The organism is Lachnoclostridium phytofermentans ISDg, from assembly GCF_000018685.1.
Classification (GTDB): domain Bacteria; phylum Bacillota; class Clostridia; order Lachnospirales; family Lachnospiraceae; genus Lachnoclostridium; species Lachnoclostridium phytofermentans.
Map to the genome: position 1 here is coordinate 1,349,506 of NC_010001.1, position 13,450 is coordinate 1,362,955.

Annotated in this window: 10 protein-coding genes; all 10 read left to right on the top strand. The window is 34.8% G+C overall.

Annotated features, from left to right (window positions below; translation table 11 throughout):
• Positions 1-331 precede the first annotated feature (331 nt).
• Positions 332-2,839: a substrate-binding domain-containing protein gene (locus CPHY_RS20640; RefSeq protein WP_012199094.1), complete on the top strand. Its 2,508-nt coding sequence runs from the start codon at positions 332-334 to the stop codon at positions 2,837-2,839.
• Positions 2,840-2,930: 91 nt separating this feature from the next.
• Positions 2,931-3,848 (top strand): DMT family transporter, encoded by a 918-nt coding sequence (locus tag CPHY_RS05645; RefSeq protein ID WP_012199095.1) that lies wholly within the window; start codon positions 2,931-2,933, stop codon positions 3,846-3,848.
• A gap of 11 nt (positions 3,849-3,859) precedes the next feature.
• Entirely contained in the window at positions 3,860-4,852 is a 993-nt protein-coding gene (locus CPHY_RS05650; RefSeq protein ID WP_012199096.1) for a YitT family protein, read from the top strand.
• A 507-nt stretch (positions 4,853-5,359) separates the two neighbouring features.
• Positions 5,360-7,546 carry a glycosyl hydrolase gene (locus CPHY_RS20645; RefSeq protein WP_012199097.1) on the top strand — a complete coding sequence of 729 codons (2,187 nt, stop codon included), beginning with the start codon at positions 5,360-5,362 and terminating at the stop codon, positions 7,544-7,546.
• A 412-nt stretch (positions 7,547-7,958) separates the two neighbouring features.
• Positions 7,959-8,393 (top strand): class I tRNA ligase family protein, encoded by a 435-nt coding sequence (locus CPHY_RS22060; protein WP_049762307.1) that lies wholly within the window; start codon positions 7,959-7,961, stop codon positions 8,391-8,393.
• Positions 8,344-8,703 (top strand): class I tRNA ligase family protein, encoded by a 360-nt coding sequence (locus tag CPHY_RS22535; protein ID WP_242657969.1) that lies wholly within the window; start codon positions 8,344-8,346, stop codon positions 8,701-8,703. Before CPHY_RS22060 ends, CPHY_RS22535 begins: the two co-directional genes overlap by 50 nt.
• A gap of 473 nt (positions 8,704-9,176) precedes the next feature.
• A complete protein-coding gene (locus tag CPHY_RS05670) occupies positions 9,177-10,499 on the top strand; it encodes an ABC transporter substrate-binding protein (RefSeq protein ID WP_012199098.1) in 1,323 nt (440 codons plus the stop codon).
• A gap of 59 nt (positions 10,500-10,558) precedes the next feature.
• Positions 10,559-11,401 carry a carbohydrate ABC transporter permease gene (locus CPHY_RS05675; protein WP_012199099.1) on the top strand — a complete coding sequence of 281 codons (843 nt, stop codon included), beginning with the start codon at positions 10,559-10,561 and terminating at the stop codon, positions 11,399-11,401.
• 35 nt (positions 11,402-11,436) lie between these two features.
• The gene (locus CPHY_RS05680; protein WP_041704065.1) at positions 11,437-12,264 is read left to right on the top strand and encodes a carbohydrate ABC transporter permease; all 828 of its coding nucleotides are present in this window, start codon (positions 11,437-11,439) and stop codon (positions 12,262-12,264) included.
• Positions 12,265-12,405: 141 nt separating this feature from the next.
• Positions 12,406-13,443 (top strand): LacI family DNA-binding transcriptional regulator, encoded by a 1,038-nt coding sequence (locus CPHY_RS05685; protein WP_012199101.1) that lies wholly within the window; start codon positions 12,406-12,408, stop codon positions 13,441-13,443.
• The last annotated feature ends 7 nt before the right edge of the window (positions 13,444-13,450 follow it).

A 13,450-nucleotide genomic window follows, 5' to 3' on the forward strand; every position in this document is an offset into this window, starting at 1 on the left:
AAATGAAAAGGCTATGATCGACTAACAATAAAGAGCTAGTTCAAATGGTGTTCTCCATTTGAGCTGGCTCTTTTTGTCACACGGGGAACTGATAAGGTAGGTAGATAGTCATTGCTTTATTACGCTTGAATTCTTTATTGTTAGACTTTGAATATATCATGGTAAATATTGTAAATCTATATGTACTTCGATATAATATAAAAGTAAACACATTGCCTTTATTATTCGAGACAAGGATAAGTTCGAAGCGTGCTTTTACTCGTATATCATTGAAAGAATGAAACGTAATAAAAGACCAATGTGAGTATAAATCAGATATAGGGGGGATTTCATGAGGTTATTCAAAAGAGGAATTATTAGTTTTATGCTGATTGTAATAGTGTTGACTGCATGTAAGAAAAAAGAGAAAGAGAGTTCTAGCGAAGAGATATCACTTCCAACTGGTATGGAGGTTCTAACGAATCAACCTACGCAAACAGTGACACCAACACCAACAAAAACAGGTGTTCCAACCAAACCACCATCACCAACCCAAACGCCTTCACCAACTATTAAAGTGATTCCAGAAAAAACTGTGTTTACTTTTGAAGTGCAACCAATCAATATTCCACAAGATATGGAAGTACCACATATGTCGAAAGAAGAATTTCCAAAATTAGATGGTTCTACAGCAAATATTCCACTCGGTGAGGCATTATATTGTTATATAACGAACGCAACAAAAGAAGAAGCAAAGAAAGACTTGAAGTTTTACAAAACACCGGACGCTTACAAAAATCTAATGTATGAACAGTCTGACATTCTGATTGTATATGAGCCACCACAGAGTATATTGGAGGATATGCATAAATACAATTATGAACTTGAGTTTAAGCCTTTGGGACGTGATGCATTAGTGTTTCTTGGAAATGAAACGAATCCCGTATCAAATCTCACCAAGGAACAAATTATGAATATCTATACGGGGGCAGTTACAAATTGGAAAGAACTTGGCGGTAAAGAGAATGAAATATTAGCTTTTCAACGTCCGGAGTCTTCGGGAAGCCAAACTTTAATGGAAAAGTTAGCGGTACCATCTGATAAAATTATGAGAGGACCAACAGTAAAGAGTATTGAGGAAATGAGTGGTCTAGTGGACGCAATAGCACAATATAATAACAAAAGTAACGCAATCGGATATTCTGTTTATTATTATGCGAATTACATGTATCAACAACCTGGACTTAAGTTTTTTTCCATTGATGGTATTTCACCAACGGATGAAACAATACAAAGTGGAGAATATCCATATGTAAATGATTTTTATGTTGTAATACGTAAAAATGAACCAAAAGATTCGAAAGCTCGTTTACTTTATGAATGGCTCACTTCTATTGAGGCTCAAAAATTAGTGGCTGGGGCCGGTTATGTGCCTGTTGTTAACGTAGAACAACAGAAACTAGATTTACCAATTGATACGATTGAACCAAAGCCAATTTCCATCAAGGAAGATGAGTATGTGGTTATACATAATTCAAATGCTCAACAAGAACCATTAGGTGATGTACTATTAAATCGTTATGTAAAAGAAGTACTGATATTCTCTGGAAAAAGAGTTTTAATTGATGCTAATCTTCTGTGTAAAAAAACAGATTGGCTTATTTTACAAAGTATAAGACCACAGTTTGGATTACCAGATGAAGGAAGTCATTATCAGTACGAATTGTATGATTTAAGTAGTACGAAATATATAACTGACCGAAAATACGACAGATTGTACCAATTAAATAATGATATTTATATTGCTAGAGTCGATGCGGAAGAAAGTATCTTGTCATTTTTATTCTCAAATAAAAAACATCTGGATTTTCAAGAAAAAAATAACCAATACTATGATTATGCTGTTTCTAAGAACAGATTATTTGTATCCAATAACCATGAAATATCTCTATACGATAATCAAGGGGAATTAATTAAAACGATACCAATTTCAAATGAAGGCCATTTAAGTAAAGTGGAAGGAGTGGAGCTTTCTAATTATGTCCAGTTTCGTTATCAGCAAAACAACTCATATTTCTTATACTTGATAAGCGAACAAGGGGATATCATTAAAGCGGATACATTCCTTAATAAGACCAAGTGGAAATCACAAGCTGGAATTATTTCTGATGTCATTTATGATGAGAAGGGGAATATTTGGACAGCTATTTATGTAGACGGTAATCTGCTTGTAGTTTCATTGGCTGGAAAAGTACAATTTCAATTTAAAGCTATGGTGGAAAGTTCAGGGTTAATGTTCTATCCAGGATATATTAGACTCTATAATATTGAGTCGGATAAACCTTATTATTACGATTGGGACGGGAAAGAGATCGGTGGAAAAGTGGGAGAAGAGTTTGGTTTCTTAAATTTTAATCTGATTGTTTGCCGCCAGAATGGATTTACTATGTATAACCAATATCAAAAAGAACATTATGACATCAAAGTAAAGAACTATAATAGAGATCAATTCTACGGAATGGAAGGTTATATGATTCCAAATTTAGTTTCTTTTGAAGCCGAAGGGAAGAATGGAGAAGTAAAGGAATATACTTATTATGGTGATAAACTTCTTTTAAATAAACGTGCTTTTGCGATACGAGAATTAAAAGACTATATTGTTATAGGAAGTGACAACTATTCTTATGTCTTTACAAAAACGGGAAAAAAAGTATATGAGAGTGAAAAGGGTGAACGGATTCGCGATCTTATACTTGGTGAGCAATTATATGTTTATGTAGAGCAGGGAAACTATCGGGGGATTAAGGATATGAACGGAAATTTCCTTTATAGAACTTATTCACCAAACTTGGATGATTAGTCCTTTACTGTAATTTGTGTAAACTAAAAAATAGTACTTGTATTGTGATAATCTTCCGTATACAATAAGTAAGGATAAGGAGGTTATCGCAATGCCACGAAAGACATTAGGGCACGTGTTCGCTCTATTTACGATTCTAATTTGGGGAGCAACTTTCATAGCGAGTAAGATGTTATTAACAGAATTTACACCATTTCAAATTATGTTAATGCGTTTTATTATTGCTTATGTCGTTCTACTTATTATGAATCACAAATTACATAAGATAATATGGAAAGATGAGATTATGTTTTGCCTACTTGCAATATTCGGAAGTACCTTGTATTTTATCTGTGAGAATATTGCACTAACATATACACTAGCTTCGAATGTCGGCATTATCATTGCATTAGCTCCAATATTAACAGCATTATTAGCACATTTTACTACACACGATGAACGTTTACATAAAGGAATCTTTCTAGGTTTTTTTGTTGCTTTTATCGGGGTTGTATTGGTAGTGTTTAATGGAACTGTGTTACTTAAATTAAATCCTATGGGGGATATCTTATCATTACTTGCAGCAGTTATGTGGGCAGTGTACTCTACATTATTAAAACGTTGTGTACATAAATACGATGGTATCTATTTAACAAGACGAGTTGTATTTTATGCAATACTTACGACATTACCTTTAGTCATAAAGGAAAATAAGTATTTTCCTTTAGAAACATTAAAAGAGCCAAAACTATTTCTAAGTTTGATGCTCTTAGGTATCTTAGGTAGTGGAATTTGTTATGTCACATGGAACTATGCATCAAAATGGCTTGGTATTGTTGTAACGAATAATTACATTTATCTAAATCCGTTTGTTACAATGGTTGCGGCTGGAGTTCTTTTAGGTGAACCTATCACGATAATGGGATTACTTGGATCAGCATTGATTATTGGTGGTATTATTATATCTGACCGAATCAAAAGCAATAAAAATATAGAAAATAAAAATTATGAGATTGGGAAGGAATTATAGGAACAATTGTCATGAAGGAAAATGAAAACATGGGGATAAAGTTGGAAAAAGTACAACCGGAGGTTACAAAAGAGGTACAACCGAAGGTTAAGGAAGAGGTACAAACTGTAACAGTTAAGCTTGAAAAAAAGGATAAGGTTGAAATCACAGAGCAACATAGCCCTGTCAAAAAAATTGTGAGTGATTATTTGTTAATTACATTTAGTGTTATTCTTATCATGATGGGGTCTTATTATTTTAAGTTTCCGAATGATTTCACGTTCGGGGGAGTTACAGGCTTATCTGTTGTAATTGGTAAACTAAAGTTAATGACACCTGGTACTGCCAACCTTGCGATAAATATGATCTTATTAGTCATAGGCTTTTTCTTTTTAGGAAGAGGCTTTGGAGTAAAAACAGTATACTCCAGTTTATTGTTATCCTTTGGTTTATATATTATGGAATTTATTGATCCAGTTACTGCACCACTTACGGATGAACCGTTCTTGGAACTTATATTTGCTGTAGCACTTCCAGCAGCCGGTGCAGCTATTTTATTCCGCATTGGAGCATCGGGTGGTGGTACTGATATCATTGCCATGATTATTAATAAATACATGAAGATTTCGGTAGGTAAAGCGTTATTGTGGTCCGATGTTTTAATTACATTAAGTGCGGTCTTCATCTTAAGTTTTAAAACTTTTCTATTCTCAGTGTTAGGTATGTTTTTAAAATCGTTTGTCATTGATGATTTAATAGAAAGTATGAATCAGAATAAGTATATGAATATTATTTGTTCAAAGCCGGATCTTATCTGCGAGTATATCACGCATGAATTAAAAAGGAGTGCAACGATATGTCAAGCAGAGGGTGCTTATAGTCATACTCAGAAAAACTTAATTTTGACTGCTATGAAGCCAGCACAGGCGAACAAGTTGAGAGCTTACCTTGCAAAAGTTGATCCTACAGCCTTTACTACTATCATTAAAACAAGTGAGATTATAGGAAAAGGTTTCTTAAAATAGATAATTAATATTATTAAAAAATTTAATAGAAATTACAAAGTGCTCCAGAGTAAAAAATTACTTTGGAGCTTTTTTAAACTTTAAATTAGATGTATAAATTTTCTGTAATTACGCTTACAACGATAAATGTGCTGTGAGGAATTACCTTGTATTAATAAAGAGAACCCTGTAATATGGTATAAATAATAACTATTTATAAACAAAATGAAGATATTACACAAAATGTCCGTCTATATTTGTTTATTTTTAATATTGTCAAATTATAACATGTCCATTATAATTTTTAATAGGTAAAATATGTAAAACTAAAATCGACGGTTATCCAATCATCTTTAGACATTAGGTGTGCGCGTGTGATTCACCATGTGGCAGTACTCACGGGAAAGATTAAAATCAGAGCATATCTGGTTTGTGCTTTTCCTTTATGATAGAAGTTCTTCTTACATAAGCCGATAGTTTTGATTTTTTAGAATTTCCGGGAGTAAAAAAATCAAGGAGGGTATTTATATGATAAGAGGTAAAAAGAGAGTAATTGCAATGGCGGTATCTTTATGGGTTGTCGTAGCCATGCTATTTACTAGTGTACCTGGACCTTTGGGGTCAATAATAGGTACAAAAAGCAGTACAAAGGTACAAGCTGCTGAGAAATTTTCAACGAAATTAGAAGCAGAGAATGGAAAGATGACTGGTACTGTAACGGTAGCCACTACAAGGCCAGGGTATAGTGGAACTGGATATGTCACCGGTTTTACTCAAAACAGCAGTAATTCCTGGTCAACTTCTGTAGTGATTCCGACAACTGGTCACTACACATTTACAATCCGAAGTGCTGCAGATAGTTATAAAGAAAATTATCTTTATATTAATGGTACACAAGCTGGAATTATTTATAGTACAGGTGATGGTAAATGGGGAGATACTGTCATCGAAAGCGTATACTTAGAGGCTGGAACTATCACTTTATCCGTAAAGGAAAATTGGGGTTGGTTTGACCTAGATTACATTGCAATTGAGGCGGGAAGTGGTGTTGATAACTCTGTTTATCAGAAGGCAACGTCTACTCTAGTAAACCCGAATGCAAATGAAAAAACAAAGAATATTATGGCATATCTAAAGAGTATCTACGGGAAAAAGACTTTAGCAGGTCAGTCCTGTACGTTAAACGCAAGCACTGAAATTGAAGCACTTTATAAAGCAACTGGAAAATATCCTGCAATTCGTATGCTTGATTTAATCTTTTGTTCTCCAGCAAGCGACTGGCATTCCACAGGAGAAGTTGATTTGGCACTTGACTGGGATAAAAAAGGAGGACTAACGACATTTCAGTGGCATTGGCATGCTCCAAAAGGTGGTGCATCTTTTTATACCGATAAAACATCATTTGATTTATCCAAAGCAGTAACATCTCAAAATATCAGTAGATTGCCATTGGCAGATGTAAAAGCATTGTATGATTCGGGTAAGATTTCTGAAGAATGTTATCTGATGGTTCGCGATATCGATGCAATCTCTGGCTATCTAAAGCAATTACAAGATGCCGGTGTCACAGTTCTTTGGAGACCGCTTCATGAAGCGAGTGGCGGTTGGTTCTGGTGGGGCGCTGCCGGAAAAGATCCATACCTTTGGTTATATCGCCTCATGTTTGATCGCCAGACGAATTATCATAAATTAAACAACCTAATATGGGTATGGAATGGACAGGATGCAGCTTGGTATCCAGGTGATGCCTATTGTGATATCGTAGGAACTGATATTTATGCTGATAATCGCAATTACAGTGCACAAACAGCTCAATTTAATAAAACAGTAAATTATGCGAATGGAAATAAAATGGCAGCTCTTAGTGAAAATGGTGTAATGATTGACCCAGCTTTGATGACGAGAGACAATACCTTCTGGTTATGGTTTGCAGTATGGTATGGAGATTTCCTTATCGATTATTCGGGCAACCTAAATGGAACATATACTGAGGCTTCTATGGTGAAAAAGGTTTATAACAGTAATGAGGTGATAACCTTGGATAAACTACCTAATTTTAATGGAACAACTCCAACGGTAACACCAACACCAACACCAACAGTTAAGCCTACAGTAACGCCAACAGTAACACCGACGCCAACAGTTAAGCCAACGGTAACGCCAACAGCAACACCGACAGCAACACCGACACCAACAGTTAAGCCAACAGTAACACCTACACCAACGGTTACACCATCAGTAACACCAATTCCAGGTAGTTTTACTCTTTCTTTAACCAATACAGGTAATAACAATCTATCAACAAACACAATAAATGCTGATTTTAAGATTAAACATGAGAAAGGAAGCGATATAGATTTATCTAAGCTAGTGATTCGTTATTATTATACGAAGGAGGGAACTGCGAAGGAGAACTTCTATTGTGATACTGCTGCAATGCAATTAAATAAAGATCCATGGTACATTCCATATACATCGGTAGTTAATGGAACCTTTAACTCAATGGCGGTACCAAAAACAAAAGCAGATTCGTATCTTGATGTATCGTTTAACACAACTGATAAATTATCCGCGGATTCTACCTTTATAGTGAATATCAGATTTACGAAGAGTGATTGGAGCTTGTATAACCAAGAAAATGATTATTCTTATGGAGATAGTACAAAAGTTGTTGTGTACTATAATGGTAAGTTGGTACTAGGTGTGGAGCCATAGTTATTTACTAGTTGATTCTTTTTTCACATTGTGGTATATAATAATATAAACTTAATAGTTTAAAGGCGTTGAAAAGAAGAGTAGACAGATTTATGCTTTTACAGAGAGCCCTCGGAAGCTGAGAATGGGTGAAGTCAGAATTTGTTGAACATGGTCTTGGCGCTGCGTACCGACTAAGAATTTCTATTCTTATAGGCAGTACAATACTATCGGTAAATCATTTCTTGCCCGTAGTTAACGAGACTTATATCGCGAGATATAGGTAAATTTGGGGTGGTAACACGAAGCATATGCTCTCGTCTCCGAAAATATATTTTTTCGGAGACGAGGGCTTTTTTTATCCAAATTGTTTATGACACACAATTTGAGAATGCTTTGTGTTATTAAATCAAATAGAAATGAGGTTTAGAATATGAAAATACTAATTGGAGGTGCATGGCCATATGCAAACGGTTCACTGCATATCGGTCATCTGGCGGGATTATTACCAGCCGACATTATAGCCCGTTACCATAGGGCAAAAGGCGATGACGTATATTTTGTATCGGGTAGTGATTGCTTCGGTACACCTGTAGCTATTAGAGCAAAACAGGAAAATCGTACACCACAGGAAATTAGCGACTTTTATCATAATGAATTCTATAAGTGCTTTCTTAAGCTAGGATTTAGTTACGACTTATACGGCAAAACATCATCTATACAACACCAGGACTTTGTGAAAGACTTCCACAGTAAAACGTATAAAAGTCCATATATTTATGAAAAGTCCGTTCCACAGGCGTTTTGCGAAAATTGCAATGCCTTTCTTGCCGATCGCTTTGTCAAATTTGCGAGATGCTTTGGATGAAATTTTTGAACTAGTATGTTTTGGGAACAAATATTTTGACACAGAGAAGCCATGGAATACAAGGAGTAACGATGTTGAAGCTTGCAAAAATACTATATTTAATTGCGTTCAATTTATTGCTAACCTATCCGTTCTACTTGCACCCTTTCTGCCGTTTTCCTCTGAAAAAGTATGCAGATGGCTGAGCCTTGATACACTTTGGAAACCGCAGTTTATTGAAGGCGGCTTTATAATCCCCAAAACAGAAATCCTATATGAGAGGTTAGATAAGAAGATTGTAGAGGATGAATTAAATCGTCTGAAGCAATAGAATTATAAGAATTAAAGCGAAACAATAGAATTATAAGAATTTTAAGCGACAGATTATAAGTTGAATTTTATGAGTTTTACTAAGAAGGTCTTTTGCATACTATTATAGTATAAAGCGAAAGACCTTCTTAATTTTAAAAAAATTTTCATAGAGCGAGTTTTTTTATTATTGTAAAAAGCCTTATTTATTGTATTATTTGTACTAAATTACAAGAAAGTTAAAGTATGAGAATAAAATATTGTGCAATATTTAAAAATCTCATTGCAAATATTACTAATATATGGTAATATGTAATCAGATTGGTAACGATACCGGTAACATTACCGACATCGTTACCAATTAGGAGACTTTTTCACAACAATAAAGGTTAAGGGGGGATGGAATTTAAGAAATCATGGATAGGTTCTCATCTGTTATTGTTTTGAAAAGCCAGAAATAACAAGTTCAAAAATATAGGAGAGAGAGGTATTTTTATGAAAAGAAAATTAATTAGTATCTTGTTATGTTTAAGCTTATGTATGGCTTTTTTTGCAGGTTGTAGTAAGCAAGACTCCAAGGGAAAAGTTTATTATCTAAGCTTTAAACCGGAATCCGATGAGATTTGGAAAGAGATTGCTAAGGCTTATACCGAAGAAACCGGTGTTGAAGTTGTTGTGAAAACAGCTGCAGCTGGTACTTATGAGCAAACATTAAAAGCAGAGATTTCTAAGAGTAATGCACCTACCTTATTTCAAATCAATGGACCTGTTGGATATCAGTCTTGGAAGGATTATTGTCTTGATTTACAAGGTACTGATCTTTATAGCTGGCTCCTAGATAAAAGTTTAGCTGTATCTTCTGGTGATGGTGTTTATGGTATTCCATATGTGGTTGAGGGTTATGGAATTATTTATAATGATGCAATAATGCAAAAATACTTTGCTTTGTCTAATAAGGCAGTTACCATCTCTTCTGCAGCTGAAATTACAAACTTTAATACACTTAAGGCAGTAGTTGAGGATATGACTGCTAAGAAGGCAGAACTTGGAATTGAAGGTGTCTTTGCTTCCACTTCTTTTGCTCCAGGTGAGGATTGGAGATGGCAGACACATTTAGCCAATTTACCAATCTATTATGAATTTTTAGATAAGAAGGTGTCAGATGCTGATACTATCGATTTTACATACTCTGATAATTATAAGAATGTTTTTGATTTATACATAAATAATTCCTGTACGGATAAGGGAGTGCTTGGAAGTAAAAGTGTTGCAGATTCTATGGCTGAATTTGCACTTGGAAAAGTTGCAATGGTCCAGAATGGTAATTGGGGTTGGGGACAGATTAATGGTGTAGAAGGTAACACAGTAAAAGAAACGGATGTAAAATTTCTACCGATCTATACTGGAGTAGCAGGGGAAGAAAAGCAAGGATTATGTACTGGAACAGAGAACTTCTTCTGTATTAACAGCAAAACCTCAAAAGCTAATCAAGAAGCATCCATTGCCTTTATTGAATGGCTTTATAACTCTGAAAAAGGAAAAGACTATGTTACAAATAAGTTAGGTTTTATCGCTCCATTCTCAACTTTTAAGGAAAATGAAAAACCAACAGATCCATTAGCAAAAGAAGTACTCCGCTATATGTCTGACACAAGTAAGGTATCCGTTGCTTGGAATTTTACTGCATTTCCAAGTCAGGCATTTAAGGACTATTTTGGCTCCAGCTTATTACAATATGCTCAGGATAAAGATACTTGGCAGGATGTAAAGGATTCCGTAATTAATTACTGGAAATTAGAAAAAGAGGCTACAAAGTAAAAAGGGACGAAAGGGTGAGGCAATCATAAGTCTCACCCTTTTAAAGAAGGAGAAGGTTTATGCAAAAATCTATGAAAAAATATATGGTCATATTTGCATTACCCACAATTATTGCATTTGCAATCGCATTTTTCATACCGTTTATTATGGGAATCTATTTATCCTTTACGAAGTTTACTACTGTTACCAATGCTCAGTGGGTTGGGTTAGAGAATTATAGAAAAGCATTTTCAAATGCTGATTTTGTGAATGCATTTTTATTTACTGGAAAATTCACAATCGTATCAGTCATAACCATCAACCTTTTCGCATTTGCACTTGCGTTACTATTAACGAGAGGAATTCGAGGCACTAATTTGTTTCGAACTGTTTTTTTTATGCCAAACTTAATCGGAGGTATTGTACTCGGTTATATCTGGCAGTTAATCATCAATGGAGTATTGGCTAACTTTGGTGTTGATATCACGTATGATGCAAAGTATGGTTTTTGGGGTTTGGTAATCCTGATGAATTGGCAGCTAATTGGGTATATGATGATAATATATATCGCAGGTATTCAAAACATACCAGGGGAACTTATTGAGGCAGCGAAAATTGATGGTGCAAGACCAAAACAGATACTCGGCAAAATTACAATTCCATTAGTTATGCCTTCTATCACAATTTGTTCCTTTTTAACATTAACAAATTCTTTTAAGCTATATGATCAGAATTTAGCATTAACCGCAGGAAAGCCAGGAAGGTCAACCTCAATGCTTGCTCTTGATATTAGTAATACCTTTTATAATAGAAATGGCTGGGAGGGCGTTGGACAGGCAAAAGCAGTGTTATTCTTTCTTATGGTCGCAGTAATTGCACTGATTCAGTTAGTCATAACAAGACGTAAGGAGGTAGAGCACTGATGAGAAAGTCTAACGATGGGCATGAATCAAACACTATGCCGAAAATTCATAAAGTAATCTTAACATGTTTCCTTACTCTCCTCTCTTTATTGTTTTTATTTCCAATCGTTATTGTATTCTTAAATTCTTTCAAAGGTAAGTTTTTTATCAGTTCGGCACCTTTTAGTTTTCCGACCAAAGAAACATTTGTTGGTCTTATTAACTACACCCAAGGCTTGGAAAAAACAGGGTTAAATCAAGCATTTGCTTGGTCTTTATTTATTACAATTTCTTCGGTAACGGTTATTGTCCTCTTAACTTCGATGACAGCTTGGTACTTAACTAGAGTGAAAAGTAAGTTTACGTCTGCAATGTATTACTTATTTGTGTTTTCCATGATTGTACCATTCCAAATGGTAATGTTTACGATGACTAAGATTGCGGATATGCTGAATCTTTCAAATCCTATTGGTATCATACTTATTTATCTTGGATTTGGTTCTGGATTATCTGTATTTACTTTTGGCGGATTTATTAAATCTGTGCCGATTGCTGTGGAAGAAGCAGCTATGATCGATGGATGTAATCCGATACAAACTTTTTTTCGTGTTGTATTTCCGATATTAAAACCGACTTCAATTACGGTAGCGATATTAAATACAATGTGGATATGGAATGATTATCTACTTCCAAGCCTAGTTCTTGGTACCGATTTTCAAACGATTCCTATCGCAATTCAATCACTAAAGGGCGGTCATGGCTCGATTGATATGGGTGTTATGATGGCGATGTTAGTGCTTGCGATTTTACCAATTATTATTTTTTACTTATTGTGTCAGAATTATATTATTAAGGGAGTAGCTGCAGGAGCTGTGAAGGGATAGAAAGTAATATTATAGAATGAAAAGGCTATCCGAGTATTTTTGTATCTTACAGGGGATTGAATTTAATATCGCTTATTGTTATAATTAGTATAATAATGTAAAAATGCTAGTTTGTACATTGAAGAGTAGAGGGAATATTAGATGGAAACAATTACAATTAAGGATATCGCCAAACTATGTGGTGTAGGAGTAAGCACCGTATCGAGAGCAATTAACAATCATCCCGATATAAATAATGAAACAAAAACGATGATAATAAATACGATTAAGCAATATAACTATGTACCTAATAACAGTGCAAGAAACTTAAAGCGAGTAGAGGCAAAGGCTATTGCTATCTTGGTGAAAGGCATCACGAATCCTTTCTTTTCTAGTATGATAAAAGTTATGGAAGAAGTGATTGAAGAAAAGAAATATTCTCTGGTGCTTCATCATGTGGAAGGCAACGAAGACGAAGTAGATGTTGCACTTGAGTTAGTTAAGGAAAAACGATTACGTGGTATTTTGTTTCTTGGAGGTTACTTTACTCATACAGAAGAAAAATTACGTCAGCTTAATGTACCATTTGTGATAAGCACTATTAGCGCAACCGGATGCGTGGAACAGCAGATGTACTCCTCTGTATCAGTGGATGATTTTGAAGAAAGTTATAAGATGGTACAGTACTTATGTGAATTAGGTCATAGAAACATTGCAATCTTAGCTTCTAGAGAAGAAGATAGAAGTATTGGAAGACTTCGACTTGATGGTTATATGAAAGCACTGAGCGATCATAAGATACCGTTTCGCAAGGAATTGGTGCTACCTATGGATACTTCTATTGAAGAATATTCCATGAAAAACGGATATGTAGTAATGAAAGAATTCTTACAAAAAAAGATTCCTTGCACAGCGGTTTATGCGATTGCAGATAGTCTAGCAATTGGAGCTTGTAGAGCGATTCTTGAGTCTGGCAAGAAAGTACCAGAGGATTTCTCTGTTGCTGGATTTGACGGGATTGAAGCAGCTAGATTTTATAGTCCCTCGATTACAACGATAGAACAGCCAGTTGAGGATTTAGCAAGGGAGTCTATTAGTACCTTGTTTGAAATGATAAAAAATAAAAATCACCATGTGCATAAGATATTTAAAGCGAACCTTATAATTAGAGAGTCAACTGGAAAACCAACCTGTCTTTAACAGTGAA